Annotated in this window: 23 protein-coding genes and 2 pseudogenes; 18 read left to right on the forward strand and 7 right to left on the reverse strand. The window is 72.2% G+C overall.

Annotation, left to right across the window (positions count from 1 at the left end):
• Positions 1-26: 26 nt before the first annotated feature.
• Both ACWDX7_RS10500 and ACWDX7_RS10505 read right to left on the reverse strand, forming a co-directional pair.
• Positions 27-1,226, reverse strand: a complete 1,200-nt coding sequence (locus ACWDX7_RS10500; RefSeq protein ID WP_451490071.1) for a saccharopine dehydrogenase family protein — start codon at positions 1,224-1,226, stop codon at positions 27-29.
• A 191-nt stretch (positions 1,227-1,417) separates the two neighbouring features.
• Positions 1,418-3,082, reverse strand: a complete 1,665-nt coding sequence (locus tag ACWDX7_RS10505) for a PKD domain-containing protein (RefSeq protein WP_451490072.1) — start codon at positions 3,080-3,082, stop codon at positions 1,418-1,420.
• A 259-nt stretch (positions 3,083-3,341) separates the two neighbouring features.
• Between ACWDX7_RS10505 and ACWDX7_RS10510 the strand changes: the two genes are divergently transcribed.
• The 6 genes from ACWDX7_RS10510 (at position 3,342) to ACWDX7_RS10535 (ending at position 10,104) form a co-directional block, all read left to right on the forward strand.
• Positions 3,342-3,743, forward strand: coding sequence for an MmcQ/YjbR family DNA-binding protein (locus tag ACWDX7_RS10510; RefSeq protein ID WP_451490073.1), 402 nt, complete (start codon positions 3,342-3,344; stop codon positions 3,741-3,743).
• Positions 3,744-3,908: 165 nt separating this feature from the next.
• The gene (locus ACWDX7_RS10515; RefSeq protein WP_451490074.1) at positions 3,909-5,096 is read left to right on the forward strand and encodes a CaiB/BaiF CoA transferase family protein; all 1,188 of its coding nucleotides are present in this window, start codon (positions 3,909-3,911) and stop codon (positions 5,094-5,096) included.
• The gene (locus ACWDX7_RS10520; protein ID WP_451490075.1) at positions 5,096-5,395 is read left to right on the forward strand and encodes a hypothetical protein; all 300 of its coding nucleotides are present in this window, start codon (positions 5,096-5,098) and stop codon (positions 5,393-5,395) included. Before ACWDX7_RS10515 ends, ACWDX7_RS10520 begins: the two co-directional genes overlap by 1 nt.
• Positions 5,392-6,534 (forward strand): acyl-CoA dehydrogenase family protein, encoded by a 1,143-nt coding sequence (locus ACWDX7_RS10525; protein WP_451490076.1) that lies wholly within the window; start codon positions 5,392-5,394, stop codon positions 6,532-6,534. Before ACWDX7_RS10520 ends, ACWDX7_RS10525 begins: the two co-directional genes overlap by 4 nt.
• Before the next feature lie 124 nt (positions 6,535-6,658).
• On the forward strand, positions 6,659-7,873 hold the full coding sequence (locus tag ACWDX7_RS10530) for an acetyl-CoA C-acetyltransferase (RefSeq protein ID WP_451490077.1): 1,215 nt from the start codon (positions 6,659-6,661) through the stop codon (positions 7,871-7,873).
• Positions 7,874-7,932: 59 nt separating this feature from the next.
• Positions 7,933-10,104, forward strand: a complete 2,172-nt coding sequence (locus ACWDX7_RS10535) for a 3-hydroxyacyl-CoA dehydrogenase NAD-binding domain-containing protein (RefSeq protein WP_451490078.1) — start codon at positions 7,933-7,935, stop codon at positions 10,102-10,104.
• A 46-nt stretch (positions 10,105-10,150) separates the two neighbouring features.
• On the opposite strand, the gene ACWDX7_RS10540 is transcribed toward ACWDX7_RS10535, so the two are convergent.
• On the reverse strand, positions 10,151-10,879 hold the full coding sequence (locus tag ACWDX7_RS10540; RefSeq protein WP_451490079.1) for a MerR family transcriptional regulator: 729 nt from the start codon (positions 10,877-10,879) through the stop codon (positions 10,151-10,153).
• 85 nt (positions 10,880-10,964) lie between these two features.
• Here ACWDX7_RS10540 and ACWDX7_RS10545 point away from each other — a divergent pair.
• Together ACWDX7_RS10545 and ACWDX7_RS10550 are read left to right on the forward strand one after the other, a co-directional pair.
• Positions 10,965-11,355: pseudogene (locus ACWDX7_RS10545) on the forward strand (AMP-binding protein); the annotation flags it as partial.
• A gap of 290 nt (positions 11,356-11,645) precedes the next feature.
• A complete protein-coding gene (locus tag ACWDX7_RS10550; RefSeq protein ID WP_451490080.1) occupies positions 11,646-11,960 on the forward strand; it encodes a 4a-hydroxytetrahydrobiopterin dehydratase in 315 nt (104 codons plus the stop codon).
• Positions 11,961-12,406: 446 nt separating this feature from the next.
• Here ACWDX7_RS10550 and sph read toward each other — a convergent pair whose 3' ends face one another.
• The gene (gene sph, locus ACWDX7_RS10555; protein WP_451490081.1) at positions 12,407-13,405 is read right to left on the reverse strand and encodes a sphingomyelin phosphodiesterase; all 999 of its coding nucleotides are present in this window, start codon (positions 13,403-13,405) and stop codon (positions 12,407-12,409) included.
• A gap of 183 nt (positions 13,406-13,588) precedes the next feature.
• On the opposite strand from sph, the gene ACWDX7_RS10560 reads away from it, so the two are divergent.
• A complete protein-coding gene (locus tag ACWDX7_RS10560) occupies positions 13,589-14,491 on the forward strand; it encodes an oxygenase MpaB family protein (RefSeq protein WP_451490082.1) in 903 nt (300 codons plus the stop codon).
• A 12-nt stretch (positions 14,492-14,503) separates the two neighbouring features.
• Here ACWDX7_RS10560 and ACWDX7_RS10565 read toward each other — a convergent pair whose 3' ends face one another.
• Positions 14,504-16,045, reverse strand: coding sequence for a M1 family metallopeptidase (locus ACWDX7_RS10565; protein ID WP_451490083.1), 1,542 nt, complete (start codon positions 16,043-16,045; stop codon positions 14,504-14,506).
• Between the two features lie 316 nt (positions 16,046-16,361).
• Here ACWDX7_RS10565 and ACWDX7_RS10570 point away from each other — a divergent pair, with 316 nt between their 5' ends.
• The 6 genes from ACWDX7_RS10570 to ACWDX7_RS10595 all read left to right on the forward strand — a co-directional run bounded on the left by ACWDX7_RS10570 (position 16,362) and on the right by ACWDX7_RS10595 (position 22,820).
• Positions 16,362-17,225: an SCO6745 family protein gene (locus tag ACWDX7_RS10570; RefSeq protein WP_451490084.1), complete on the forward strand. Its 864-nt coding sequence runs from the start codon at positions 16,362-16,364 to the stop codon at positions 17,223-17,225.
• Between the two features lie 90 nt (positions 17,226-17,315).
• On the forward strand, positions 17,316-19,775 hold the full coding sequence (locus tag ACWDX7_RS10575; protein ID WP_451490085.1) for a Tex family protein: 2,460 nt from the start codon (positions 17,316-17,318) through the stop codon (positions 19,773-19,775).
• Positions 19,776-20,044: 269 nt separating this feature from the next.
• Entirely contained in the window at positions 20,045-20,545 is a 501-nt protein-coding gene (locus tag ACWDX7_RS10580; RefSeq protein ID WP_451490086.1) for a hypothetical protein, read from the forward strand.
• Positions 20,535-21,713 carry an MAB_1171c family putative transporter gene (locus tag ACWDX7_RS10585; RefSeq protein WP_451490087.1) on the forward strand — a complete coding sequence of 393 codons (1,179 nt, stop codon included), beginning with the start codon at positions 20,535-20,537 and terminating at the stop codon, positions 21,711-21,713. The genes ACWDX7_RS10580 and ACWDX7_RS10585 overlap by 11 nt, the downstream gene beginning before the upstream one ends.
• A 31-nt stretch (positions 21,714-21,744) precedes the next feature.
• Complete coding sequence (locus ACWDX7_RS10590; protein ID WP_451490088.1) at positions 21,745-22,524, forward strand: SDR family NAD(P)-dependent oxidoreductase; 780 nt, start codon at positions 21,745-21,747, stop codon at positions 22,522-22,524.
• An 86-nt stretch (positions 22,525-22,610) separates the two neighbouring features.
• Positions 22,611-22,820: a hypothetical protein gene (locus tag ACWDX7_RS10595; protein ID WP_451490089.1), complete on the forward strand. Its 210-nt coding sequence runs from the start codon at positions 22,611-22,613 to the stop codon at positions 22,818-22,820.
• A gap of 23 nt (positions 22,821-22,843) precedes the next feature.
• Here ACWDX7_RS10595 and ACWDX7_RS10600 read toward each other — a convergent pair whose 3' ends face one another.
• Entirely contained in the window at positions 22,844-24,481 is a 1,638-nt protein-coding gene (locus ACWDX7_RS10600) for an ABC-F family ATP-binding cassette domain-containing protein (protein ID WP_451490090.1), read from the reverse strand.
• Between the two features lie 108 nt (positions 24,482-24,589).
• On the opposite strand from ACWDX7_RS10600, the gene ACWDX7_RS10605 reads away from it, so the two are divergent.
• The gene (locus ACWDX7_RS10605) at positions 24,590-24,718 is read left to right on the forward strand and encodes a hypothetical protein (RefSeq protein ID WP_451490091.1); all 129 of its coding nucleotides are present in this window, start codon (positions 24,590-24,592) and stop codon (positions 24,716-24,718) included.
• Between the two features lie 51 nt (positions 24,719-24,769).
• A pseudogene (locus ACWDX7_RS10610) lies at positions 24,770-25,162 on the forward strand (DJ-1/PfpI family protein); the annotation flags it as partial.
• Here ACWDX7_RS10610 and ACWDX7_RS10615 read toward each other — a convergent pair.
• A complete protein-coding gene (locus ACWDX7_RS10615; RefSeq protein ID WP_451490092.1) occupies positions 25,137-25,982 on the reverse strand; it encodes an enoyl-CoA hydratase/isomerase family protein in 846 nt (281 codons plus the stop codon). The pseudogene ACWDX7_RS10610 and the gene ACWDX7_RS10615 overlap by 26 nt on opposite strands.
• Before the next feature lie 77 nt (positions 25,983-26,059).
• On the opposite strand from ACWDX7_RS10615, the gene ACWDX7_RS10620 reads away from it, so the two are divergent.
• Positions 26,060-26,773, forward strand: a complete 714-nt coding sequence (locus ACWDX7_RS10620; RefSeq protein ID WP_451490093.1) for an HdeD family acid-resistance protein — start codon at positions 26,060-26,062, stop codon at positions 26,771-26,773.
• Positions 26,774-26,804: the final 31 nt, after the last annotated feature.

Below are 26,804 nucleotides of genomic sequence, written 5' to 3' on the forward strand. Positions count from 1 at the left end.
CGGGGGAAGTCGTCGGTGTGCGGCCCTCAGCGTGCGTCCGCCACCCGGAAGGTGATCCCGGCCTGCTGGAGGCGGGCGATGAGGGCGTCGCCCATCGCCACCGCCGTCGTCAGCTGTCCGGCGGCCCGCGGCAGGGCGTCGTACGCGAGGCAGAGCGCCGACTCCGCCAGCATCTTCGCCGTCTCCCCGTAACCCGGGTCGCCGCCCGCCACCTCGGTGAGGACGCGCCGTCCGCCGCCCTCGCCCACGAACCGCACCGTGAACCAGCTGCGCGCCCGCCGCTCCGCGTCCGGGCCCCGGCCCGGCTCCCAGCGGTTCATGAACCACCGCCGGACCGGCGGGAGCTGGGCGAGGGCCGCCGTCGCGCCGAGCGCCGCCGTACCGCCCACCGCGACGGGGAGGTTCTCGACGGAGGCGTAGTGCCGGTAGCGGAAGTCCGGGCCGTACCGCTCCAGCGCCGCCGCGGACCGGGCCACGATCCGCGGGTCCAGTGTGGGCAGCGGCAGCGCCCAGGTGCCCGTCTCCCGGCTGAACCGCGGCGCCCCCACCGGCCCGCGCGCCCGCCGCCCCAGCAGCCGGGGCTCGTACAGCCGACGCGCCCGCGCGGCGGCCAGGGTCTGCGGGCCGCGGCTCAGCGCGGTCAGGGCGGAGGCCAGGGTGCCGCCCGAGAAGAGGGCGTTGGACCGCATGAACCCGTCCACCCTCAGCGGGACGCCCTCGGGGAGCCTGCGCACCGTGAAGTACGCCCCCAGGTCGGCCGGGATCGAGTCGAAGCCGCAGGCGTGCACGAGCCGGGCCCCGGTCTCCCGGGCGCGCGCGTCGTTCTGGACGTACATGCGGTCCACGAATTCCGGCTCGCCGGTGAGGTCCACGTAGTCCGTACCCGCCTCGGCGCAGGCGGCCACCAGCTCCGCCCCGTACCAGACGTACGGTCCCACCGTCGTGGCCAGCACCCGCGTGGAGGCGGCCAGTTCGCGCACCGCCCCGGCGTCCTGGGCGTCGGCCTTCAGCAGCGGCAGCGCGGCGCATCCGGGATGGTCCGCGGCCAGCCGCTCGCGCAGCCGCTCCAGCTTCGCCAGGTCCCGTCCGGCGAGGGCCCACCGGCAGCCCGCCGGGGCGTGCGCGGCGAGGTACTCGGCGGTGAGCGCCCCCACGAACCCGGTGGCGCCGAAGAGCACCACGTCGTATGGCCGTTCCGGATCGCTCGGGCGCGTCTCGTTGCTCATCACGGCTCCTCCAGGTGCGGTCGGAGGCTGAGGCTAGCGTGCGCTTCGGCCGGCTGTGCGAGCAGGTGCGGGCAGCGGCGCCCGTGCGGGCGCGCATCGCTTGGACGAGGTGGGCGGACCCGGACGAACCGCGCCCCGGGGACGGCCTGGACGGCCGTTCCCGGGGCGCGGTGGTCCCACCTGCCGGTGGATCAGTTCTTGTCGTAGTAGCCGAACAGGTCGACGATCAGGTCGATGTCGCCGTCGGACTGATTCCAGAAGTCGATGATGCCGTTGTCGCCCGTGCTCGCCTGGACGAGGTTCGGGACGGTCTTGCCGGCCGTGAAGTTCAGCGTGGACGAGGTCGGCGGAGTCGGCCGGACGGCCGTGCCGTTCTCGTACTGCTCGATGCTGTTGGGGTCCGGTGCGACCGCGAGGAAGCCGGGACCGTCAGGGTTGGTGACCGTGGTGTTCAGCACCATGCCCGTGATGTCGGGGTAGCCCACCGCGAAGTCCGACCCCACGTATTCGCGGCCCGGCACCTTGCCGTAGTAGCCGTCTTCGGGGTCGCGGGTGTCGAACCAGCGCAGCGGCTGCACGCTCATGTAGGAGCCCTCGCCGGCGGTGCTGTAGTAGCCGACGACGTCGACGATGACGTCGGTCGGCATCCAGGCGCCGTTGCGGATGTTGATCCGGCCGTCGGCGCCGACCGGGACGATCACCGAGTTGGCGATGGTCTGACCGGCGCTGAAGTTCACGTTGGAGGCGGTCGGCGCCTGCTGCCCGCTCGGGTAGGCGGTCAGGTGGCCGGCCTCGCGCGGGTTGGTGACCGTCACGTTGAGCGCCACGGCGGTGACGCCGGACGGCACGCCGCGGCTGCCGCCGATCTGGAGGCCGAACGAGGACTGGCCGGCGAGCTGGCCCCGGGCGGTGCCGAGTCCCTCACGGGTGTCGGCGAAGCGGACCGGCGCCATCGGGGTGTAGCCGCTGGAGGCGGTACGGGTGAAGTAGCCGGTGACGTCGGCGATGAGGTCGATCGACTCCCAGCCGCCGTTGTAGAGCTCCACGTAGCCGTCCTTGCCGACCGGCACGATGACCAGGTTGGGAACGGTCTGGCCGGGGGCGAAGTTGACGTTCGAGGTGGTCGGGCGCGTGGAGCCCGACGGGTGGGCCGTGACGTGGCCGCCGCTGGTGGTGTTGGTGACGGTCACGTTCAGGACCACGGCGGTGACGCCCGCCGGGATGCCGCCGTTCCCGCCGATCTTGACCCGGGAGGCGGAGTACGGGGCGACCTTGGCCCGCGCCGCGCCCGTGCCGTTGCGGGTGTCCAGCAGCCGGGTGGGGCCGTAGGCGGTGAAGTCCGAGCCGGCCGTGGTGACCGCGACGGAGTTGGTGGCCGAGGTGTTGTTCGCGGCGTCCGTGACGGTGACGGTGACCGTGTAGGTGCCGAGCTCCGCGTAGTTGTGCGGCGTGGCGAACTCGGCGCTGCCGACGATGTTCTGCTGGCTCGTCGTGCCGTCGCCCCAGGCGATGTGCACGCTGAGGGAAGCGCCGGGCGCGCTGTTGACGGAGACGTCCAGCTCCAGCCCGTGGGCGCTCGTGTTGTAGCCTCCCAGGCCGACCGCGAGGTCCGGGTTGCCGGCGCTCTCCGCCTGGGTGGTCGCCTTGTCCTCGGTGGCCGCGGGGGCCTTCCGGACGGAGCGGTCGGCCGGGCTCTTGAAGGTGCGGAAGTTCTCCGCTGCGGCTTCGGCGAGGTCGGGAACGCTCACTCCGCTGGGGTCGACGCGGGTCGGGTCGTCCGCGTGGGCGACACCCGGTATGAGACCAATGCCGGCCGCTATGAAGGCGGCGGAAACTGCGAGTCGGCGATTGAGCACCGGCCCCCCATTTTCTGTTGAAATGTTTGAGCAGGATTCGAAAGCCCGCTCAGGGTACATAGCCCTGGAGCCCGTGCCTTCACGGGTAGCCCCGTTGCTCCGCGGCGCGGAGGCGGGCCGCCGGGACAATTGGCGCAAGCCCGGTGCAAGCCGGGCAGCCGCCCGTGCGGCGGCCTCCCGCGCGGTGTCGGTGGCGAGGGCTAGCGTGAGGATGACTGACCGTCTGAGCAGGTCGGACCCGCGGAGTCTGGAGGTTTTCATGAAGGCCGGTGTGCGCAAGTGGGAGGCGGTGCGGGAGTTCGCTCTCGGACTGCCGGAGGCCGTGGAGGACCACCCCTGGGGGCCCGATGACTGCGTCATCAAGGTCAACAAGAAGATCTTCGTCTTCCTGGGAACGGTCGACGGGCCGCAGCAGCCCGGATTGTCCGTCAAGCTCAAGGACGAGGCGCTGCACGGGCATGCGATGACCGCACCGGGCGCCGAGCCGACCGGTTACGGCCTGGGCCGGTCGGGCTGGGTCACCGTACCGCTGGGGGAGAAGGGGGCGCCCACCGTCGAGGTGCTGAGCGAGTGGGTGGAGGAGAGCTACCGGAGCGTGGCGCTCAAGCGGCACATCAAGGAGCTGGACGCGCGGATCGCGGGAATCGAGTCAAACGGCTAAGCGCTTGCTCTTGTGCTGAGTGGAACACGTTCCTAGCATCACTGGTGTTACATCAGTTGTGTCACACAGGGTCCGGGCCGCGAAGCACCACGTGTGCACACCAGGTACACGCCGCGCACGGACGCAGACGGCGCAGACGACGCACACCAGAATGCTGGGGGCTCGATGGCAGTGACAGCGAACGGGAACGGGCACGCTAACGGGCACGACAGGGGCCGCAGCACCGGGACCGGGACCGGCCCGCTCACCGGAGTGCGCGTCGTCGAGCTGGCGGGCATCGGCCCCGGCCCCTTCGCCGCCATGCTCCTCGCCGACCTCGGGGCGGACGTCGTACGGGTGGACCGGCCCGGCGGTGGCGGGCTCGCCGTCGACCCCGCCTTCGACGTCACCAACCGCAACAAGCGCTCCGTGCTGATCAACCTCAAGGCGGCCGACGGCCCCGCCCGCGTCCTGGACCTGGCCGAGCGGGCCGACGTGCTCATCGAGGGCTTCCGTCCCGGGGTCGCCGAGCGGCTCGGCGTCGGACCGGCCGCCTGCCACGCCCGCAACCCCGGGCTCGTCTACGGCCGGATGACGGGCTGGGGCCAGGACGGCCCGCTCGCCCACACCGCCGGGCACGACATCGCGTACATCGCCGTCACCGGCGCGCTCGGCATGATCGGCCGTCCGGACGAGCCGCCGGCCGTCCCCGCCAACCTGGTCGGGGACTACGCGGGCGGCTCGCTGTACCTCGTCATCGGCGTCCTCGCGGCCCTCCAGCACGCCCGGGCCACCGGGGCCGGCCAGGTCGTCGACGCGGCCATCGTCGACGGCGCCGCCCATCTCACCGCCATGATCCACGGGATGATGGCGGCCGGGGGCTGGCAGGACCGGCGCGGGTCCAACCTGCTGGACGGCGGCTGCCCCTTCTACGGCACCTACGAGACCTCCGACGGCCAGTACATGGCGGTCGGCGCGCTGGAACAGCGGTTCTACGACGAGTTCACCGAGCTCCTCGGCATCGAGGACGGGGCCCCGGCCCGCAAGGACCTCGCCCGCTGGGGCGAGCTGCGCGAGGCCGTCACCGCCCGCTTCAAGTCCCGTACGCGCGAGGAGTGGGTGGCGGTCTTCGCCGGAAGCGACGCGTGCGTGGCGCCCGTGCTCTCGCTGCGCGAGGCCCCGCACCACCCGCACCTCGCCGCCCGCGGGACCTTCACCGACTTCGGCGGGATCGTCCAGCCGGCGCCCGCACCCCGCTTCTCGGCGACCCCGGCCGCCGTCACCAGCGGCCCCGCCCGGCCCGGCGCGCACGCCGCGGAGATCGCCCGCGACTGGGATCTGCCGAGCCTGAACGAGGCCGGAGGGGAAGGCTGATGGGAGGGTCCACGAGCCTCACCGGGCCGGCCCGCGAGGCCGGCGTCGCCCTGCCCGATCTCAGCCCGCTGGATGTCACCCTGCTCGGCGTCGCCCGGCACGATGCAACCCTGCTCGGCGTCGCCCGGCACGATTCAACCCTGCTCGACGTCGCCCTGCCGGACGTCACGCTGCTCGACGTCGCCCTGCCGGACGTCACGCTGCTCGACGTCGCCCCGCTCGACCTCAGCCCGGCCGGCCGGGAGCCGGCCCGGTTGCTGCTAACCGTGAAGAACTGGCCCCGAGGAGCCGACCGATGAAGCGCCAGATCTTCGATGCCGACCACGAGGCGTTCCGCGAGAGCGTCCGCACCTTCCTCGCCAAGGAGGTGCTGCCGCACTACGAGCAGTGGGAGCAGGACGGCATCGTCAGCCGCGCGGCCTGGCGGGCGGCCGGCCGGCAGGGACTGCTGGGCCTGGCGGTCCCGGAGGAGTACGGGGGCGGTGGGAACGCCGACTTCCGCTACGCCGCGGTCATCGCCGAGGAGTTCACCCGGGCCGGCGCCCCCGGGCTCGCGATCGGCCTGCACAACGACATCATCGGGCCCTACCTGACCTCGCTGGCCACCGAGGAGCAGAAGCAGCGCTGGCTACCCGGCTTCTGCTCCGGCGAGACCATCACCGCCATCGCCATGACCGAGCCCGGTGCGGGCTCCGACCTCCAGGGGATCCGTACGAGCGCCGAGGACCGCGGGGACCACTGGGTGCTCAACGGCTCCAAGACCTTCATCTCCAACGGCATCCTCGCCGACTTGGTGATCGTGGTCGCCAAGACCACCCCCGAAGGAGGGGCGCACGGCCTGTCGCTGCTGGTGGTCGAGCGCGGCATGGAGGGTTTCGAACGCGGCCGCAACCTCGCCAAGATCGGCCAGAAGGCCCAGGACACCGCGGAGCTGTTCTTCCACGACGTGCGGGTCCCCAAGGAGAACCTGCTCGGCGAGCTGAACGGCGCCTTCGTCCACCTGATGACCAACCTCGCGCAGGAGCGGATGGGCATCGCCATGGCGGGCATCGCCGCAGCCGAACACCTGGTGGAGATCACCACCCAGTACGTGAAGGAGCGCGAGGCCTTCGGCCGGCCGCTCGCCAGGCTCCAGCACATCCGGTTCGAGATCGCGGAGATGGCCACTGAGTGCGCCGTCACCCGGTCCTTCCTCGACCGGTGCATCGCCGACCACGCGAGCGGTGAACTGGACCACGTGCACGCCTCGATGGCCAAGTGGTGGGCCACAGAGCTCCAGAAGCGGGTCGCCGACCGCTGCCTGCAACTGCACGGGGGGTACGGCTACATGAGCGAATACCGCGTCGCGCGGGCCTTCACCGACGGCCGTATCCAGACGATCTACGGCGGCACGACCGAGATCATGAAAGAGATCATCGGCCGCTCCCTGCTCGGCTGAGCCCCCCTGACCCCCGACCCCGGCTCCCGCCCCCGACCCCAGGTCCCGACCCCAGGTCCCGGCTCCCGCTCCGCCCGCTTGCGCCCCCTTCCCTCCCGCCCAGAACCTCCGAAAGGCTTGACCAGTGAGCACCGAAGCTTACGTATACGACGCGATCCGCACCCCGCGCGGCCGCGGCAAGGCCAACGGCGCCCTGCACGGCACCAAGCCGATCGACCTGGTCGTCGGCCTCATCCACGCCCTGCGCGAGCGCAACCCCGGCCTGGACCCGGCGGCCATCGACGACATCGTGCTCGGCGTCGTCGGCCCGGTCGGCGACCAGGGCTCGGACATCGCCCGGATCGCGGCCGTCGCGGCGGGACTCCCGGACGCCGTGGCGGGGGTACAGGAGAACCGCTTCTGCGCCTCGGGCCTGGAGGCCGTCAACATGGCCGCCGCGAAGGTCCGTTCCGGCTGGGAGGACCTGGTCCTCGCCGGCGGTGTGGAGTCCATGTCCCGCGTCCCGATGGGCTCGGACGGCGGGGCCTGGTTCGCCGACCCCATGACCAACTGGGACACCGGCTTCGTCCCGCAGGGCATCGGCGCCGACCTGATCGCCACCATCGAGGGCTTCTCCCGGCGCGATGTGGACGAGTACGCGGCCCTCTCCCAGGAACGGGCCGCCGCGGCCTGGAAGGACGGCCGCTTCGCGGGGTCCGTCGTTCCCGTCACCGACCGCAACGGCCTGGTCGTCCTGGACCACGACGAGTTCCTCCGCCCCGGCACCACCGCCGATTCCCTCGCCCGGCTCAAGCCGTCCTTCGCCGACATCGGCGAACTCGGCGGCTTCGACGCCGTCGCGCTGCAGAAGTACCACTGGGTCGAGAAGATCGACCACGTCCACCACGCGGGCAACTCCTCCGGCATCGTGGACGGCGCCGCCCTCGTCGCCATCGGCTCCCGCGAAGCCGGTGAGCGCGGCGGTCTCACCCCCCGCGCCCGGATCGTCTCGGCGGCGGTCTCCGGCTCCGAGCCCACCATCATGCTCACCGGTCCCGCCCCCGCCACCCGCAAGGCCCTCGCGAAGGCCGGTCTGACCATCGAGGACATCGACCTGATCGAGATCAACGAGGCCTTCGCCGGTGTCGTCCTGCGCTTCGTCAAGGACATGGGCGTATCCCTGGACAAGGTCAACGTCAACGGCGGCGCCATCGCGCTGGGCCACCCGCTCGGCGCCACCGGCGCGATGATCCTCGGCACCGTCGTGGACGAGCTGGAGCGCCAGGACAAGCGCTACGGGCTCGTCACCCTCTGCGTCGGCGGCGGCATGGGCGTCGCCACCATCGTCGAGCGCCTCTAGGCCCTGTCGTCCCGTCCCCAGACCCCTTCTCCGTACGGACTTAACCGAAAGCAGCGACCATGAGCGAGTCCACCACGATCCGCTGGGAACAGGACGAGACCGGCGTCGTCACCCTGATCCTCGACGACCCCGGCCAGTCCGCCAACACGATGAACCAGGCCTTCAAGGACTCCATCGCGGCGATCGCCGACCGCGCCGAGGCCGAGAAGGACTCCATCCGCGGCATCGTCTACACCTCCGCCAAGAAGACCTTCTTCGCGGGCGGCGACCTCAAGGACATGATCCAGCTGCGCCCCGAGCACGCGCGGCTGGCCTTCGACACCGGCAACGCCATCAAGAACTCGCTGCGGCGGATCGAGACCCTCGGCAAGCCCGTCGTCGCCGCCATCAACGGCGCGGCGCTGGGCGGCGGTTACGAGATCTGCCTCGCCTCCCACCACCGCATCGCCCTCGACGCGCCCGGCTCCAAGATCGGCCTGCCCGAGGTCACCCTCGGCCTGCTCCCGGCCGGGGGCGGCGTCACCCGCACCGTACGCCTGATGGGAATCGCCGACGCGCTGCTCAAGGTCCTGCTCCAGGGGACCCAGTACAACCCCCAGCGGGCCCTGGAGAACGGGCTGGTCCACGAACTGGCCGCCACCCACGAGGAGATGCTGGCCAAGGCCCGCGCCTTCATCGACGCGAATCCCGAGTCGAAGCAGCCCTGGGACGTCCCCGGCTACAAGATCCCCGGTGGTACGCCGGCCAGTCCGCGCTTCGCCGCCAACCTCCCCGCCTTCCCCGCCAACTTGAAGAAGCAGCTGAACGGGGCCCCGTACCCGGCGCCGCGCAACATCCTGGCCTGCGCCGTCGAAGGGTCCCAGGTGGACTTCGAGACAGCGCTGACCATCGAGGCCCGCTACTTCACCGAGCTGGTCACCGGGCAGACCGCCAAGAACATGATCCAGGCGTTCTTCTTCGACCTCCAGGCCGTCAACGCCGGCCGCAGCCGCCCCGGCGGCGCCCTGCCGCGCCCGGTCCGCAAGGTCGCCGTCCTCGGCGCGGGCATGATGGGCGCGGGCATCGCGTACTCCTGTGCCCGCGCGGGCATCGAGGTGATGCTGAAGGACGTCTCGCCCGAAGCCGCCGCCAAGGGCAAGGCGTACTCCGAGAAGCTCCTCGACAAGGCGCTCACGCGCGGCCGTACCACCGAGGCCAAGCGCGCCGAACTGCTCGCCCGCATCACCCCGACCGCCGACGCCGCCGACCTGGCGGGCTGTGACGCCGTCATCGAGGCCGTCTTCGAGGACACCTCCCTCAAGCACCGGGTGTTCCAGGAGATCCAGGACGTCGTCGCGCCCGACGCGCTGCTCTGCTCCAACACCTCCACACTGCCGATCTCGGGGCTCGCCGAGGGCGTCAAGAGGCCCGCCGACTTCATCGGCCTGCACTTCTTCTCGCCCGTGGACAAGATGCCGCTGGTCGAGATCATCAAGGGCGAGCAGACCGGCGGGGAGGCCATCGCCCGCGCCTTCGACCTCGTCCGCCAGATCAACAAGACCCCGATCGTGGTCAACGACTCACGGGGCTTCTTCACCTCGCGCGTGATCGGCCAGTTCATCAACGAGGGCGTGGCGATGGTCGGCGAGGGCATCGAACCGGCCTCCGTCGAGCAGGCCGCCGCGCAGGCCGGGTACCCGGCCAAGGTGCTCTCCCTGATGGACGAGCTCACCCTCACGCTCCCGCGCAAGATCCGCGACGAGACCCGCAAGGCCTTCGAGGCCGAGGGGCGGACCGTGGCGGAGCACCCCGCCGACACCGTCATCGACCGGATGGTGGACGAGTTCGGCCGGCCGGGCCGCAGCGGTGGCGCCGGCTTCTACACGTACGACGAGGCCGGCAGGCGCGCCGGGATCTGGCCGGGTCTGCGGGAGCACTTCACCAAGCCCGGCTACGAGATCCCCTTCGAGGACATGAAGGAGCGGATGCTCTTCTCCGAGGCGCTGGACAGCGTCCGCTGCCTGGACGAGGGCGTCCTCACCTCGGTCGCCGACGCCAACATCGGCTCCATCATGGGCATCGGCTTCCCGGCCTGGACGGGCGGCGTGCTGCAGTACGTGAACGGCTACGAGGGCGGCCTGCCCGGCTTCGTCGCCCGGGCCCGGGAGCTCGCCGAGAAGTACGGCGAGCGCTTCACCCCGCCGGCCTCCCTCGTGGCGAAGGCCGAACGGGGCGAGACGTACGCCGACTGACGCCCCGGGGCGCGCCGCACGGTCCCTCCCGGTACGCGGGCGGCGTTCACTCCTCGCCGGAGACGAACGCCGCCCGCAGTTCCTCCTTCAGCGACCGCTGGAAAGCGGTCACCAGCGCCTGCACGACCATCGGCTGCATGTGCGCCGACAGAGCCTTCATCGACTCCACCCGCTCCGGATCGCTCTCGTCCCGGGTGAACGGCCCCCACACCTCGTCCCGGAACAGGGCCGTCAGCTCGTGCGCCGCCGACCTGGTGTGCTCCATCAGCACCGTGCGGGCCGCCAGGATCGTCTCGTGGGCGATCGGTACGTCGAGCAGCGCCACCCCCAGCCGCAGCAGCCCCACGTCCACCCGGAAACCGTCCCCCGAGGGCGCCAGCACGTTCATGGCCGTCAGCCGCCGGACATCGGTGTCGGACAGCCCGCGCCCCGCCCGCTTCTCGAGCTCCGCCCGCGAGACCTCCTGCGCCGCGTCCGGCGCCCACGTGGCCACCAGCGCCCGGTGGATCGCCAGGTCGTGGGCGCTCAGGTCGTCGGGCAGCGCGTCCAGGTAGCGCTCGATGGCGGACAGGGTCATGCCCTGGTGCTGCAACTCCTCGATCAGGGCCAGCCGGGAGAGGTGCTCCGGGCCGTAGTGCCCCACCCGCCGAGGGCCGATCACGGGAGGGGGCAGCAGTCCGCGGGTGCTGTAGAACCGCACGGTACGCACGGTGACGCCGGCCCTGGCCGCCAGCTCGTCCACGGTGAGCATCGGCTCGGGTGCCTGTTCGCCCATCGTCTGCGCCTCGCTCTCTGCTCCACGGCTTCGGTTCAACAGTATTGCTGTCGCACCAACGATGTGAAACGGCCAGGAGCTGCCCATGACCACGAACCTGCGACTGCCCGGACGACCCGAGGAGATCACACTCCCCGCCCTGCTGGCGCGCAACGCCGCCGAGTACGGAGAGCTGCCCGCCCTGTCCTGGCGCGCGGGCCCCGGCGCGGCGGAGTGGACCACCCTCAGCTGGACCGAGGTCCGCCGCCTGGTCGCCGTCCTCGCCTCCGGCTATGCCGCCCTCGGCATCGGGCGCGGCGAGCACGTGCTGCTGATGATGGGCAACCGCCCCGAGCACTGGCTCAGCGACCTCGCCCTCGTCCAGCTCGGCGCGGTCCCCGTCACCGTCTACGGAACCTCCGCGCCCGGCCAGGTGGCCCACATCGCCCGCCACAGCCGGGCCCGGGTCGCCGTCGTCGAAGGCGCCCGCGAACTCGCAGATCAAGAGGTACCGGCTGCTGACCGAGGAGTGGGGCCCCGAGTCCGGCGAGCTCACCCCCTCGCTCAAGCTGCGCCGCCGGGTGGTGCGCGACAAGTACGGCGCGCTCATCGACGGATCACGCGGTCGAGATAGCTCGGGAAGCCGCAGTTATTGCTGTGGAGACCCGCTCCGTGCGAATGCACCGCGAACTGACGAGCCTGGAGCGGGCGATGCGGCCGTGGCACGATGCCCCGGTAGGCCGGGACCTCACCGAGATCCTGGCACCCGTCAACGAGGGGAGCTGACATGGGCGTACCGACGCCACTGTCCGACGAGGAGATCAGAGAGCACCTTGCTGGGCTGCCGGGGTGGGAGCGGAAGGGTGACGAGATCACTCGCGCCTACGACATCCGCTATCACGCGGCGGTGGCGGCGATCGTGACTATCGCGGACCGGTCCCGGCGGATCCAGCATCACGCGGACCTCGACCTGCGCATCGACAGCCTGCGCGCCTCGATCACCACCCACGATGCCGGCCACCGGCTGACGGCCGCGGACTTCGACTTGGCGCACCGCATCGACGCAATCGTGGCCGCGCACCAGGCCCTCCCACTCGACTGAGCCAGGACGCACGAAAGCGCCCCCTCCGGGACCCCGAAGGGCCGAGAGGGGGCCGTGTGCGTTCAGGCGGGCATGAGTTCGCGGATCGCTGCGGTGATGCGGCGGGCCAGGTAGACGTGCCCGGCGTCGGTCGGGTGCACGTTGTCGGCGCCGTGTAGCCGGCGACGAGGCCGGAGGTGATCCAGGCCCCGTGCGTGGCGACCAGGGCGCCGGCCGAGTCGTAGCAGAAGCCGGTGCCCCTCAGCCCGGTGCCGTTCCGTGACGTCGTTCAGGGTCTCCTGGAGGAGTGGGAATGCATCAGCGTGCAGTCGAAGCGGACGATCCTCGCCTCTCTGATCAGGCGGGTCGAGATCTGCGCGCAGAAGATCGTGCGGTGGCGCCGGTGTGGGCTCCGGCGGACGGGGTGCCCGCTGAGGTGCCCACGGCGGCTGAAAGGCCTTGTTCAACTACAGGGCCGCATACCCCACAACAGGGTAGTGGTCGGAGAGGTTGGTGTAGGTGTAGGAGGTGCCCCAGCTGGAGACCGTCCAGGGGGCCGAGTCCTCCTTGAGCACGTGGTTGCCCCAGCCGCCCGGGCGGGCGTGGCCCTTGCGGTGGAGGACGTAGTCCAGGTCCTCGCGCGGGTCGCTCGGGTAGCGGTAGCTCGCTATCGAGTTCAGGGCGGTGTCGAAGGAGTACGGGTGGCCCGTGCGGGTGTCGGAGTCCGCCAGGTCGGCGGTCGCGAGCATGGCGGCGTACTCGGGTGTGCGCGAGTCCACGTTCAAGTCGCCCGCGACGATGACCTGTTCGCTCGCCGGGATGTTCTTCCCGTCCAGGAAGGCGTCGATGGTACGGAACTGGCGGGCCCGCATCTCGGCCGCCTCACCCGCGCCGCAGCCCGGGTCGGTGGACTGCGCGTGGGTGCCGACCACGTGCACCTTGCTGCCGTTCACGTCCAGCACCGCGTAGGCGAAGCCCTTGTTGGACCACCAGTCGGCGCCGCAGGCGTCCTTGTAGACGACCTGCTCCTTGCGGACGATGGGCCACTTGCTCAGGACCGTGACGCCGCCGTCCTCCGGGGTGGTGGAGGAGTACGCGCCGCCCGTGGCGTCCCAGCCGGTCTTGCCCCGCCCGACGACCGGCGTCTGGTACGGGTACCGCGCGGCCGAGTTGGCCTTCAGCGCGTCCGACGCGGCGTTGTCGAAGGCCTCCTGGATCACCACCACGTCATGCCCCTGGTAGAAGGCCGTCCGGGGGATCTGCGCGGCCCGGTGGTCCTGGCCCCAGTTCGGGTAGAGGTTCTTGCTCATGATGAACACGTTGTACGACAGGACGCTGAGCCGCGGGACGGCGGCGCTCTCCGCGGCCGTGGCGGCGGGCGCTGTGGTGAGGGCCAGCGCGCCGGCGGCCACGGCCGCGACGGCCGCGGCCGCGGCCCGGCGGCGGGAGGGCGAGGTGTGCAGCATGGAGTCTCCATCATTCCTGTGGGGGAAGATCGGCTCCGTCATCCAAGCAGCCGCGGTTACCTCTGGGTAACACCCGTGACAAGACTTTCTGTCCGTCCCGGGACATCGCGGGGCCGCGCCCGACCGCGGTCATACTGGAAGGACAGCGACAGCGACAGCGCGGCTTCAGCCGAGGGCGAGCACATGGGCACCACGCGACATCCGGCCGGGAGGCCCTCCGGGACGGCGGCACCCCGCCGGAGCGACCCGGAGCCGCCCCCGCCCGGCGGGGTGCTGTGGACCATCGCCGGTGACATCCGGGCGCTGCTGATGCTGCCCGCCGCCTTCACCCTGCAGGTCGCGCACCCGGCCGTCGCGGCCGGGGTCGACCAGTACTCCGTCTTCCGCACCGACCCCTGGGGCCGGGGCGAGCGTTCCCTGCGCTCCGTGCAGCTGTGGGTGTACGGCGGGGAGGAGGCCGCCGAGGAGGGCCGCCGGGTGCGGCGGCTGCACAAGGAGATCCGGGGTACGGACACCCGCGGGAGGCCGTACCACTCCCTCGACCCGGCCTGCTACGCCTGGGTGCACGCCACCGGATTCCCGGTCTACCTGTACGCCGGGCGCTACCTGCTGCGGCCCTTCACACCCGCCCAGGAGCGCCGGCTGTACCGCGAGTGGCTCCAGGTGGGCCGGATCCTCGGCCTCCGCGACCGCGACATGCCGCAGAGCATCGAGGAGTACTGGCCCTACTACCGCCGGATGCTCGCCGAGGAGATCGAAGCCACCGCGGTGGCCCGCGAGTTGGTCACCACCGATGTGCCGCTGCCACCGCCCGAGGGCGGGCCCGCCGCCGTCCGGCTGCTGCTGCGGCTCACCTGGCCGGTGCTGAGGGCGGCCTTCCTGCGCTTGCGGGCCTTCGTCACCGTCGGCTACATGCCGCCCGAGGCGCGCGCCGCCATCGGGCTGGAGTGGAGCCCGGCCCAGGAGCGCAGGCTCCGGCGGTTCAGCACGGTCGTACGGCTCCTCGTACCGCTGCTGCCGGAGCGGCTGCGGTACCTGCCCATCGCGCGGGCGGCGCGGGCCCGGTGGCGCGCCGCCGCCCGCTGACGGACGGGCGCCTCAGTGGCCGTGGCCGCGGTCCTGGCCGTGGTCGTGGACCGTGTCCGTCGCCGCGATCTTCTTCCAGGACCTCGGCTCCACCGGCGCGGCCGCGGAGCCCGGGGCGACCGGGGCGGCCCCCAGCGAGCGGGCCGCGGAGCGGTCGAGCGCCGGGGCGTCCGGCTTGCCCGGGGTGTAGAGCCAGGTCTCGAAGAGCTGCGCCAGCGGCTGCCCCGAGACCTGCTCCGCGTACCGGACGAAGTCGCCGACCTTGGCGTTGCCGTAGGCCCGCTCGGTCGGCCAGCCCTTGAGGATCCGGAAGAACTTCTCGTCGCCGACCTCGTCGCGCAGCGCCTGCACGGCCATGGCCCCACGGTCGTAGACGGCTCCGTGGAACTGGTTCTCCGCCCCCGGGTCACCCGGCTTGACCTGCCAGAACGGGTCCTCGGCCGGGCGGCTGGCGTAGGCCCAGGCGGCGAGCTCCGCGGCGGTGCCCTCGCCCTCCTTCTCCGACCACAGCCACTGGCTGTACCGGGCGAAGCCCTCGTTGATCCAGATGTCCTTCCAGCCGTCGACGGACACGCTGTCGCCGTACCACTGGTGGGCCAGCTCGTGCACGACGACCGAGACGTTGGCGCCGTTTTGGAACTGGCGCGGGCCGTAGAAGGGCCGCGTCTGGGTCTCCAGCGCGAAACCCGCGCTCACGTTCGGCACGTAACCGCCCAGGGCATTGAAGGGGTACGGGCCGAAGACGCCCTCCAGCCACTCGGCGACCTCGCCGGTCCGTTCCACGCTCGCCCGCGCCGCGCCCGCGTTGTCGCCGAGGTCCTTGCTGTACGCGTTCAGGACGGGGAGTCCGCTCGCCGTCCTGCTGGTGGTGATGTCGAACTTCCCGACGGCGAGGGTGGCGAGGTAGGTGGCCTGCGGCTTGTTGGAGCGCCAGTTGTACCGGGTCCAGCCGAGCCGCGAAGTCTGCGACTGGAGCACGCCGTTGCTGATGGCCTGGGTGCCGTCGGGCACGCTGACGGACACGTCGAACGTGGCCTTGTCGAGCGGGTGGTCGTTGCCCGGGAACCACCAGACCGCCGAATCGGGCTCCTGCGCCGCCACGCCGCCGTCGGGCGTACGGTGCCAGGCCGTCCACCCGTCCACCTTCAACTCGGAGGGCTTGCCAGCGTACTTGACGACGACGGTCAGTGGAGTGTCGCGCGTCAGCGGCTTCGCCGGGGTCACCTCCAGCTCGTGCGTGCCGGAGGTCGCGAAGCCGGCCTTGGCGCCGTTGACGCGCACTTCGCTGACCCGGAGGCCGAAGTCGAGGTTGAAGCGCGACAGGTCCTGCTTCGCGGTGGCCAGCAGGGTGGCGGTTCCTTCGAGGAGGTCCGTGCGCGGCTGGTACTTCAGGCGCAAGTCGTAGTGGGACACGTCGTATCCGCCGTTGCCGCTGGCCGGGTAGTAGGGGTCGCCGATACCCGGGGCGCCCGGAACGGAACTCGCCGCCGAGGCCGGGATCACCAGCAGCAGGGAGGCGGCGAGGACGCTCGGGGCGATGACTTTGCGGTGCACGCAGGACTCCAAAGGGGAAAGGGGGCGGTTCAGTTCACGGGTTCGAAGGTATTGGCCCCTGCGCTGGACGTCATGTCCATGGCTCTTTCTGTCACACGATCGCCATGCGGGCGTCGCGGGCCGGCGGCGCCGCGGGTGCCCGGTACGGGCCACGGCGGCGCCGCGCGCCAGCGGGGGGCGCAAGCCCGCACCAGGGCCCCGGAGCCGCCCGTGGCGCGCGGGACCGGCGGGGCCCGGCGACGCAGAAACGGCCGGGAACCGCCGTCGAGCCGCCCGCCCCTACCGGACATACTGAGCAGTCGGTAACCTACCCGCCATGACGCTTCCCCCGCGCGCCGCCCGCCGCTGCTGGCACACCGCCATCAACCCGCTGCACGCCACCATCTACTTCTCGCCGGACCTCGGCAAGGAACTCTCGGCCCTCGGCATCACCGACCGCGTCGCCGTCAACCTCGCCAGCCGCGCCGCCGCCATGGGCGCCGTCGGCCCCGGCACGGTGACCGCCGCGTTCTACAACTACCGTCACGACCTGATCGCCCGGCACCTGCCCGCCGTATGGGACACCGCCACCCCGGAGCAGGTCCTCGCCGCCCGGCTGCGGGCCGCCGACACCACCCTGCGCCGCCTGCTCGGCGCCGAGACCATCGAGTCCGCGGAGCTCGCGGAGGCCGCCGGCCTGGCGATACGCGCCGCCGAGGGCTGCACCCGGCACGCCCGCCCCCTCTACGCCGCCCACGCCGACCTCCCCGTACCCGAGGAGCCGCACCTGCTCCTGTGGCACGCCACCACCCTGCTGCGCGAGCACCGCGGCGACGGCCACCTCGCGGCGCTGCTCATCGCGGACCTCGACCCCCTGGAGGCCCTGGTCAGCCACACCGCCACCGGGCGGGGCATGACCCCGAAGTGGATCAAGTCCATCCGCGGCTGGGAGCAGTCCGACCTGGACGCCGCCGCCGACCGGCTGCGCGCACGCGGGATCCTCGACGCGGACGGCGAGCTGACCGAGGAGGGCAAGGCCGTACGCGAGCGCCTGGAGGCAGACACCGACCGCCTCGACGCGGCCCCGTACGAGCACCTCGGCGCCGAGGGCCTGGCCCGTCTCGCCGAACTCGGCGGCGGTTTCGTCATGGAGGCGATCGGCGCCGGAGCCTTTCCGGGCGACCTCTTCGGCAAGGTCTGAGAAGGTCTGCGGAGGGTCCCGGCGTCCGGCACCGCCACCTGCCACAATTGGCAGCCTTCCAGTGCAAACGAAGGCAGGCGGAACCCGATCGTGACGACGTCCATCGAAGCCAGGATCGCCGAGGAGCTCGGCGTACGGGAGCGGCAGGTCAAGGCCGCCGTCGAGCTGCTCGACGGCGGCTCCACCGTGCCGTTCATCGCGCGCTACCGCAAGGAAGCGACCGAGATGCTCGACGACGCGCAGCTGCGCACCCTGGAGGAGCGGCTGCGGTATCTGCGCGAGCTGGAGGACCGGCGCGCGGCGATCCTCGACTCCGTACGGGAGCAGGGCAAGCTCGACGCCGAGCTGGAGGCGCGGATTCGCGCGGCCGACACCAAGGCCCGGCTGGAGGACATCTACCTGCCCTTCAAGCCCAAGCGGCGCACCAAGGCGCAGATTGCCCGTGAGGCCGGCCTGGAGCCGCTCGCCGACGGGCTGCTGGCCGACCCCTCGGTGGAACCGGCCGCGGCGGCGGCCGCGTTCGTCGACGCCGGCAAGGGCGTCGACGACCCGGCGGCAGCCCTGGAGGGCGCCCGCGCCATCCTCACGGAGCGCTTCGCCGAGGACGCGGACCTGATCGGCGAGCTCCGCGAGCGCATGTGGACCCGCGGCCGGCTCGTCGCCCAGGTCCGCGCGGGCAAGGAGGAGGCGGGCGCCAAATTCGCCGACTACTTCGACTTCGCCGAGCCCTTCACGGCGCTGCCCTCGCACCGCGTCCTGGCCATGCTGCGCGGTGAGAAGGAGGACGTCCTCGACCTCACCCTGGAGCCGGAGGAACCGGGCGACACCCCCGGACCCTCCACCTACGAGGGGATGGTCGCCCGTCGGTTCGGCATCAACGACCGCGGCCGGCCCGGCGACAAGTGGCTGGCCGACACGGTCCGGTGGGCGTGGCGCACGAAGATCCAGGTGCACCTCGGCATCGACCTGCGGATGCGGCTGCGCCAGGCCGCCGAGGACGAGGCCGTACGGGTCTTCGCGGCGAACCTGCGCGACCTGCTGCTCGCCGCGCCCGCCGGCACCCGGGCGACGCTCGGCCTGGACCCGGGCTTCCGTACCGGGGTGAAGGTCGCCGTCGTGGACGCCACCGGCAAGGTCGTGGCCACCGATGTGATCTACCCGCACGTGCCCGCCAACAAGTGGGACGAGTCCCTCGCCAAGCTGGCGCGGCTCGCCGAGGAGCACGCGGTCGATCTGATCGCCATCGGCAACGGCACGGCCTCCCGCGAGACCGACAAGCTGGCCGGGGAGCTCATCACGCGTCACCCCGAGCTGAAGCTCACCAAGGTGATGGTCTCGGAGGCCGGTGCCTCCGTGTACTCGGCCTCCGCCTTCGCCTCGCAGGAACTCCCCGACATGGACGTGTCCTTGCGCGGCGCGGTCTCCATCGCGCGCCGTCTGCAGGACCCGCTCGCCGAGCTGGTCAAGATCGACCCGAAGTCGATCGGCGTGGGCCAGTACCAGCACGACCTCTCCGAGGTGAAGCTGTCGCGCTCCCTCGACGCGGTGGTCGAGGACTGCGTGAACGGGGTCGGCGTGGACGTCAACACGGCCTCCGCGCCCCTGCTCTCGCGGGTGTCGGGCATCAGCGGCACGCTCGCCGAGAACATCGTGGCCCACCGCGACGCCAACGGCCCCTTCCGCAGCCGCAAGGGGCTCAAGGACGTGGCCCGGCTGGGCCCGAAGGCGTACGAGCAGTGCGCGGGCTTCCTGCGGATCCGCGGCGGGGACGACCCGCTGGACGCCTCCGCCGTGCACCCCGAGGCCTACCCGGTGGTCCGGGCGATGGGCAAGGCGGCAGGCGGTGAGGTGGCGGCCCTGATCGGCAACACCGGCGTACTGCGCTCCCTGCGGCCGGAGCAGTTCGTCACCGAGGCCTTCGGCCTGCCCACGGTCACCGACATCCTGCGGGAGCTGGACAAGCCGGGCCGCGACCCGCGACCCGCCTTCAAGACGGCCGCCTTCAAGGAGGGCGTGGAGAAGATCGGCGACCTCGCCCCCGGAATGATCCTGGAGGGCGTGGTCACGAACGTGGCCGCCTTCGGCGCCTTCATCGACATCGGCGTCCACCAGGACGGCCTGGCGCACGTCTCGGCACTGTCGAAGAACTTCGTCAAGGACCCCCGGGACGTGGTCAAGCCCGGTGACATCGTCCGCGTCAAGGTCATGGACGTGGACATCGCGCGCAAGCGGATCTCGCTGACGCTGCGGCTGGAGGACGAGGCCGGGGCGGAGCGCGCGCCGGGCGCTCCCCGGCAGCGCGAGGAGAGGCAGGAGCGGCGTGGTGGCGGCCGTCCTCCGCAGCAGCGTGGCGCGGGAACGGCACGCGAGGGCGGCAAGAGCCAGAGCCAGGGCCAGGGCCAAAACCAGGGCCAGCGCGGCCAGGGCCAGAGCAGGCGGCCGGCCGGCGGCGGTGCCTCCGCGCCCGCGCCCGCCCCCGCCAACAGCGTGATGGCCGACGCCCTGCGACGGGCCGGCCTCACCGGCCCCGAGGAGCGGCGCAAGAGGTAGGGACCCGGCCCGGTCCTATGCCGCCAGGCTGGCCGCGGGGCCCCCGTAGGGAATGGCCGAATAGGCACCCGCCGTTCGGCCCGGCCTTGCCATTTCCCGTACAAGATCTGTAGGCATGGTGGAACGCCCGTTCGTCACCCGGCGGACGGGCTTTCGCATTCCCCCTCAGGACCGCATTCCCCGAGGCCGCCTTGAAGGCACAGGACGCCATGCCCATGCCCACACACGCCTACCGACGCTGCCCGAGAAAGGGTCCGAAGAGGGATCACATGCCGTACCCGCAACTCAGCCTGCGCAAAAGGTGCGAGACCATTCTCGGCCATCTGGATCTGACCCATCCGTTCTCCCTCGACGGGCTGTGCAAGCGAATAGCCGAACAGCGAGGCCGCCCCATCAGGCTCCACCCGCTCCCCAAAGAGGCGGCGGAATCGGGCGTCTGCGGACTGTGGGTGGGCACCGCCAGCGTCGACTACGTCTTCTACGAGGCCCAGACCACCCCGCTGCACCGCGAGCACATCGTGCTCCACGAACTCGGCCACATCCTCTTCGGCCACCACTCGCTGGAGGGTGAGGAAGCCGACGGCGGCGCGCCCGTCGTCCTGGGGCGCACCAACTACACCACCCGCCAGGAGCAGGAGGCGGAGATGCTCGCCAGCATGATCCGCATCCACACGGCGAACACCGGCCCGCAGTCGGCAGCCCCGGCCCGCGGCACCCTGGCCCGGCTGGAATCCGCCATGGGGTACGAGCGGGGGAACCATGGCAACTGACCTGATGGCCTTCGGCAACTGGCTCGCCGTCCCCAGTGTGGTCTGCCTGTGGATCGCGGTCCTGCTCCGCGCCCCGGGGGCCCTGCGCTCCCCGCAGCAGCGCGGCCTGTGGCTCGCCGTCGCGACGGCCGCCGCCGCGATGACCCTGAACCTCCCCGCCGTCGTCGCCTACGCCATGCGCGACCCCGGCCATTCGCACACCGTGGGCCTCGTCCGCAACCTCATCGGCGTGCTGTCGGCGGGCGCCGTCATCTATTTCGTGGCCGCCGCCACCCGTGGCCGCCGGCTCCAGCTCGCCGCCTGGATCGCCACCGCGGGCTGGCTGATCACGCTGGTGGCTCTGGACGTGGCCGCGCCCGAACACGGCACGCACACCATGCCGCCCGTCGGCGAGCCCGTGCCCTCCCTCGCCTACTGGCTCGTCCTGATCTCCGCGCACGTGCTCGCGAACATCATCTGCGTCTCCCTGTGCTGGCGCTACAGCCGTCGCACCGAGAGCCGCGGCCTGGCGGCCGGGCTGCGCCTCTTCGGCCTCGGCACCGCGCTCGCCGGAGTGTTCTGGTTCGCGTACCTGCTCAAGGCCCTCTTCGACAGCACCTGGGCGATGCCCGCCCTGCCGCTGCTGATGAACTTGCACGGCTTCCTGCGTGCCGCCGCGATCCTCGTGCCGACCCTCTTCACCTTCCGCCGCACCGCCGCCGACATCGCCACCGCATGGCGGCTGTGGCCGCTGTGGCGCGACCTGGTCCACGCCGTCCCGCACGTCGCCCTCAACAAGCCCCGCGCCGGCCGCTTCCTGGAACTGCTGTGGCCCCCGGTCCCGCGCAACCTGCTGGTGTACCGGAAGGTCATCGAGACGCGCGACGCCATCCTGATCCTGGGCGAGTACGTCGCCCCGGGCGTCCCGGAGCGCGCCCGCAGCCACGTCGCCGGGAGCGGGGTCCCCGAGCAGCGGCGCACCGCGGCGGCGCTGGCCTGCGTACTGAAGGAGGCGCGGCAGGCGAAACTGGCCGGACGGGCCGGGCAGCCGGGCGAGGCGGCCGCGCTGGAACTGCCCGCCGCGATGCAGACCTCGGCGGACGGCGGAGACCTGGCGGACGAGGCCCGCTTCCTCGTCGACGTGGCGCACGCCTACGCCTCGCCGGCGACCACCGCCTTCAGGCCGTGACCCGTTCGACAAGCTGGGAAGTGACGCGCTCTTGACCACCGTTCTGATCACCGGGGCCAGTACCGGGCTGGGTGCGGCCTTCGCCCGCGGCTTCGCCGCCAAGGGCTGCGACCTGGTCCTCGTCGCCCGTGACGAGGACCGGCTCGCCTCGCTCGCAGCCGAGCTCGGCCGGGAGTTCGAAGCGGCCGCCGAGGTACTGGCGGCCGACCTGCTGGACCCCCGGGGGTGCGCCTCGGTGGCCGAGCGGCTCGCCGACCGGGCCCGGCCGGTGGACGTCCTCGTCAACAACGCGGGCTTCGGGCTCGCCGCGCCCTTCCCGTACAGCCCGGTCGAGGACGAGGAGCGGATGCTCGACCTGCTGGTCAAGGTGCCGCTCCGGCTCACCCACGCGGCGCTGCCTGGCCTGCGCGAACGCCGCCGGGGCGCGGTGGTCAACGTCTCCTCGGTGGCCGGACTCCTGCCGACCGGGACCTACGGCGCCGCCAAGGCCTGGATCACCGCCTTCAGCGAGTCGCTCCGCGTGGACATGGAGCCGTACGGGGTGCGGGTCCTGGCCGTGGTTCCCGGCTTCACCCGCACCGAATTCCAGCAGCGGGCCGGCATGGATGTCAGCGCGCTGCGCGAAGCGGTCTGGCTGCGGCCCGAGGAGGTGGTGGCCAAGGCCCTGCGCGACCTCGCGCTGCGCCGCCCGCTCAGCATCACCGGCCGCCGCTACCAGGCGTACGCCCTGGCCGCACGCCACCTGCCGCGCGGTTTCGTGGCCCGCAGGATGGCCCGCACGCGCCGGCCGCCGGCCGACCCGCAGGCCTGAGCGGCCGGGTTTGCCGGGCGCTCGCCGGGGCAGCCGCTGGCCGAGGGAGGGCCGCACGGGTGCAGACGGGTGCAGAGGAGGTTGCCATGGACGACCAGGGTGGCGCCGGAGGCGTTCCGCTGGACGAGGAGGGCGAGGAGGCGCAGCGCCGCAAGCCGCACACGGCACGGCCCGAGGCCGAGCCGGGACCGGTCCGGGCCGCGGACACCGACGAGGCCAGCCGCCTCGACCGGCCGCAGGACCCGGAGGAGCCCCGCAAGCACCGCAGTGAGGGCAAGGGCCCCGACGAGTACTGAGCCGCGGGCCCTCAGCGGAGCCGTTAGACCTCGGTGACCTTGCCGTCCGCCACTTCCAGGCGCCGGGTCACGTGGACGGCGTCCAGCATGCGGCGGTCGTGGGTGACCAGCAGCAGGGTGCCCTCGTACGCGTCCAGAGCCGCCTCCAGCTGCTCGATCGCGACGAGGTCGAGGTGGTTGGTGGGCTCGTCCAGCACCAGCAGGTTCACCCCGCGGCCCTGGAGGAGTGCCAGGGCCGCTCGGGTGCGCTCGCCGGGGGAGAGGGTGGCCGCGGGGCGCAGTACGTGCGCCGCCTTGAGGCCGAACTTGGCCAGCAGGGTGCGCACTTCGGCCGGTTCCGTTTCCGGGACCGCCGCACAGAAGGCCTCCAGCAGCGGCTCCTCGCCCAGGAAGAGCCCCCGGGCCTGGTCCACTTCCCCGACCAGCACGCCCGAACCGAGCGTGGCCGCACCGGAGTCCGGCGCCAGCCGGCCGAGGAGGACGGCCAGCAGGGTGGACTTGCCGGCGCCGTTGGCCCCGGTGATCGCCACCCGGTCCGCCCAGTCGATCTGCAGACTGGCGGGGCCGAGCACGAAGTCACCGCGCCGGACGGCCGCCTCGCGCAGGGTCGCCACCACCGAGCCGGAGCGCGGCGCCGCCGCGATCTCCATCCGCAGCTCCCACTCCTTGCGCGGCTCGTCGACGACTTCCAGCCGTTCGATCGCGCGCTGCGTCTGGCGGGCCTTCGACGCCTGCTTCTCGCTCGCCTCGCTGCGGAACTTCTTGCCGATCTTGTCGTTGTCCGTCGCCTTGCGGCGGGCGTTCTTGACGCCCTTGTCCATCCAGCCGCGCTGCATCTGGGCCCGGCCTTCGAGCGCCGCACGCTTGTCGGCGTACTCGTCGAACTCCTCGCGGGCGTGGTTGCGGGCGCGTTCGCGCTCCTCCAAGTAGGCCTCGTAGCCGCCGCCGTAGAGGTTGATCTGCTGCTGGGCCAGGTCGAGTTCGAGGACCTTCGTGACCGTCCGGGTCAGGAACTCCCGGTCGTGACTGATGACGACCGTGCCCGCGCGCAGCCCCTTGACGAACTGCTCCAGCCGCTCCAGACCGTCCAGGTCCAGGTCGTTGGTGGGCTCGTCGAGGAGGAAGACGTCGTAGCGGGACAGGAGCAGCGAGGCCAGACCCGCCCGGGCCGCCTGACCGCCCGAGAGCGCGGTCATGGGGAGGTCCAGGCCGACGGAGAGGCCGAGGTCGTCGGCGACTTCCTGGGCCCGTTCGTCGAGGTCGGCGCCGCCCAGGTTCAGCCACTGGTCGAGCGCGGTCGCGTACGCGTCGTCCGCGCCCGGGGTCCCGTCCACCAGGCCCTGCGTGGCCGCGTCCAGTTCCGCCTGCGCGGCGGCCACGCCCGTACGGCGGGCCAGGAAGTCCCGCACCGACTCGGCGGGGCGGCGCTCCGGCTCCTGCGGCAGGTGGCCGACGGCGGCGGTGGGCGGAGACAGCCGCAGCTCACCGGTCTCGGGCGTGTCCAGCCCGGCGAGCAGGCGCAGCAGCGTGGACTTCCCGGCGCCGTTGACGCCGACCAGGCCGATGACGTCGCCGGGTGCGACGACGAGGTCGAGATCGGCGAAGAGCGTGCGCTCACCGTGCGCGGCGGTGAGCTTCTTGGCGACGAGGGTTGCAGTCATGATGTGCCGATCCTATCCGCGCCCCGGGGCCGCCCCGGCTGGCGGACGGCCGGATAGGTGGGAAGTACGGCATTGCGGCCACCGGCGCCGGCGTCACACCATGAGGCCATGTCGTTGCCGCGCGTGCTCGTCGTCCTCTACGACGGGGTTCAGAGCCTGGACGTGACCGGACCCGTCGAGGTCTTCGCCGCCGTGGCGCACTTCCCCAGCGGACCGGGTACGAGAGCTGTCCCGTGATCTTCCCCGACCGGGGCCGCGATCCGGCCGCCCCGAGGGCGGCCACCGCCGCCACCCGTCCTGGACTGGCTGCGGGCCGTCGACGCCACCAGCACCTGGACCACCTCCGTGTGCACGGGCTCGCTGCTGCTGGCGGCCGCCGGGCTGCTCGACGGGCGGCGGGCGACCAGCCACTGGCTCTACCTCGACCGGTTGCTCCCCTTCGGCGCGACCCCGACCGGTGAGCGCGTGGTGTCCGACGGCAAGTACGTCACCGCCGCCGGGGTCTCCTCCGGCATCGACATGGGGCTCACGCTGCTCGGCCGGATCGCGGGTGACACGTACGCGCAGACCGTGCAGCTCATGACGGAGTACGACCCGCAGCCGCCCTACGACGCCGGTTCGCCGGCCAAGGCCCCCGCCGAGCTCGTCGCCCGGCTCAGGGCGCGGAGCCCGCTGGGCTAGCGCCCGGGGCCGAACCGCCCGCCGGTGTCCAGCCGAAGGCCGGAGCGCGGCGTTCCAGGAAGGCGGCGACGCCCTCCGCGGCGTCGCCGCTCGCGCCCGCCTGTTCGGCCCAGTAGCCGTCCCGGTCCGTCCTGCCGTCCGCGAACTCCTTGGCCGCCGCCTGCGTCAGCTGCGAGCGCGAGGCCAGGACGCGGGTGAAGGCGGCGACCCGCTGGTCCAGTCGGCCGGCCGGCAGCAGCTCGTTCAGGAACCCGGCGCGCAGCGCCTGCTCGGCGTCGATCAACTCGGCGGAGAACAGCAGGTACTTGGCCCAGGCCGGTCCCACCAGCCCGGTGAGCCTGCGGGTGGCGGACGCAGGGTAGACGATGCCCAGCTTGGCCGGGGTCACCCCGAACGAGGCGCCCTCCTCCGCGAAGCGCAGGTCACAGGCGGCCGCCAACTGGCTGCCGCCGCCCACGCAGAAGCCGCGGATCGCCGCCAGTGTCGGCTTCGGGAAGGCGGCCAGGGCCTCCTCAGCCGTCACCGCCGCCGCCCGCGGGTCGTCGTCCCCCGTGAGCGAGGAGATGTCAGCCCCGGCGCAGAAGGTCGGGCCGGCGCCGGTCAGCACCAGCACCCGTACCAGAGGATCCGCCGCCAGCGCGGTCAGCAGCTCCGGCAGCGCCCGCCACATCGCGGCCGTCATGGCGTTGCGCTTGGCGGGATGCGAGATGACGACGGTGGCGACTCCGTCGGCCACCGTGTGCAGGAGGGCCCCGTCCGGTGCGGGGTCGTGTGCGGCGCCTGGTGCGGTGTCCCGTGCGGCATCCCGTGCTGCGTCCATGCGCCGGATGCTATCCGGCGCCGCCGATCCTATGATCGGGGAGTCCGACCCCGGGGTCGCTGAGAGGTGGCATGTCCATGGGCGCAGACCGTACCGAGGCGCAGAGCGAGGGAAGGGACCCGGCGAGGGGCCGGGCGTGGAGCCGGCCGGGCGGGCCGGAACCGCAGCGCGAGAAGAAGAAGCTCAGCCGCGACTTCGGACTGCTGGCCCTGCTCGGGGTGATCCTCGTACTGGCCGGCCTGGTGGGTCTGGTCTACACCGGCACGGCCACCCTGACCTCGATGTTCCTCTTCGGCTGGCTGCTGCTGGCGGGCGGTGTGGTGGGCCTGCTCCACGCCGTGCAGTCGCGCCGGAGCAACTACTTCTGGCTCGCCGTCATCGTGGCGGCGATCAACCTCGCGGCCGGCTTCGTCATCCTGCGCCGCCCCGAGGCGAGCGCCGAGGCGCTGACCATGTTCGCCGCGCTGCTCTTCCTCACCGGCGGGCTGTTCCGGCTGGCCGGATCGCTGGTGGTGCGCGGGGCCAACTTCGGGCTCTCCCTGGTCCAGGGTGCCTTCGGGGTGCTGCTGGGCATCCTGATCCTCGCCAGCTGGCCCGGCAGCAGCCTGTACGTGATCGGAACCTTCTTCTCCCTCGCCCTGTTGTTCGACGGCCTCAGCCTGGTGGCGCTGGGCGTGGGCGCCCGGCGCATTCTGGGTCTGGTCAGGGAGGACGAGGTGGCGGCAGAGGCGGGCGCGCGGGACGAGGTGCGCGGGACGGCCGAGAACCGACCGGTAGAAGAGCAGGAATAGTCCAACAACTGACTCTGTCATAAGCCAGCGG

The organism is Streptomyces sp. NPDC003034 (assembly GCF_053591375.1).

What these genes read in the sequence shown, in the direction of transcription:
- ACWDX7_RS10615 (WP_451490092.1), bottom strand. Translation starts at nt 25,982, where the DNA reads ATGGACGCAGCACGGGATGCCGCACGGGACACCGCACCAGGCGCCGCA.
- ACWDX7_RS10515 (WP_451490074.1), top strand. Translation starts at nt 3,909, where the DNA reads ATGGCAGTGACAGCGAACGGGAACGGGCACGCTAACGGGCACGACAGG.
- ACWDX7_RS10500 (WP_451490071.1), bottom strand. Translation starts at nt 1,226, where the DNA reads ATGAGCAACGAGACGCGCCCGAGCGATCCGGAACGGCCATACGACGTG.
- sph (WP_451490081.1), bottom strand. Translation starts at nt 13,405, where the DNA reads ATGCTGCACACCTCGCCCTCCCGCCGCCGGGCCGCGGCCGCGGCCGTC.
- ACWDX7_RS10600 (WP_451490090.1), bottom strand. Translation starts at nt 24,481, where the DNA reads ATGACTGCAACCCTCGTCGCCAAGAAGCTCACCGCCGCGCACGGTGAG.
- ACWDX7_RS10605 (WP_451490091.1), top strand. Translation starts at nt 24,590, where the DNA reads ATGTCGTTGCCGCGCGTGCTCGTCGTCCTCTACGACGGGGTTCAGAGC.
- ACWDX7_RS10580 (WP_451490086.1), top strand. Translation starts at nt 20,045, where the DNA reads ATGCCGTACCCGCAACTCAGCCTGCGCAAAAGGTGCGAGACCATTCTC.
- ACWDX7_RS10525 (WP_451490076.1), top strand. Translation starts at nt 5,392, where the DNA reads ATGAAGCGCCAGATCTTCGATGCCGACCACGAGGCGTTCCGCGAGAGC.
- ACWDX7_RS10570 (WP_451490084.1), top strand. Translation starts at nt 16,362, where the DNA reads ATGACGCTTCCCCCGCGCGCCGCCCGCCGCTGCTGGCACACCGCCATC.
- ACWDX7_RS10510 (WP_451490073.1), top strand. Translation starts at nt 3,342, where the DNA reads ATGAAGGCCGGTGTGCGCAAGTGGGAGGCGGTGCGGGAGTTCGCTCTC.
- ACWDX7_RS10560 (WP_451490082.1), top strand. Translation starts at nt 13,589, where the DNA reads ATGGGCACCACGCGACATCCGGCCGGGAGGCCCTCCGGGACGGCGGCA.
- ACWDX7_RS10595 (WP_451490089.1), top strand. Translation starts at nt 22,611, where the DNA reads ATGGACGACCAGGGTGGCGCCGGAGGCGTTCCGCTGGACGAGGAGGGC.
- ACWDX7_RS10550 (WP_451490080.1), top strand. Translation starts at nt 11,646, where the DNA reads ATGGGCGTACCGACGCCACTGTCCGACGAGGAGATCAGAGAGCACCTT.
- ACWDX7_RS10540 (WP_451490079.1), bottom strand. Translation starts at nt 10,879, where the DNA reads ATGGGCGAACAGGCACCCGAGCCGATGCTCACCGTGGACGAGCTGGCG.
- ACWDX7_RS10535 (WP_451490078.1), top strand. Translation starts at nt 7,933, where the DNA reads ATGAGCGAGTCCACCACGATCCGCTGGGAACAGGACGAGACCGGCGTC.
- ACWDX7_RS10585 (WP_451490087.1), top strand. Translation starts at nt 20,535, where the DNA reads ATGGCAACTGACCTGATGGCCTTCGGCAACTGGCTCGCCGTCCCCAGT.
- ACWDX7_RS10520 (WP_451490075.1), top strand. Translation starts at nt 5,096, where the DNA reads ATGGGAGGGTCCACGAGCCTCACCGGGCCGGCCCGCGAGGCCGGCGTC.
- ACWDX7_RS10620 (WP_451490093.1), top strand. Translation starts at nt 26,060, where the DNA reads ATGGGCGCAGACCGTACCGAGGCGCAGAGCGAGGGAAGGGACCCGGCG.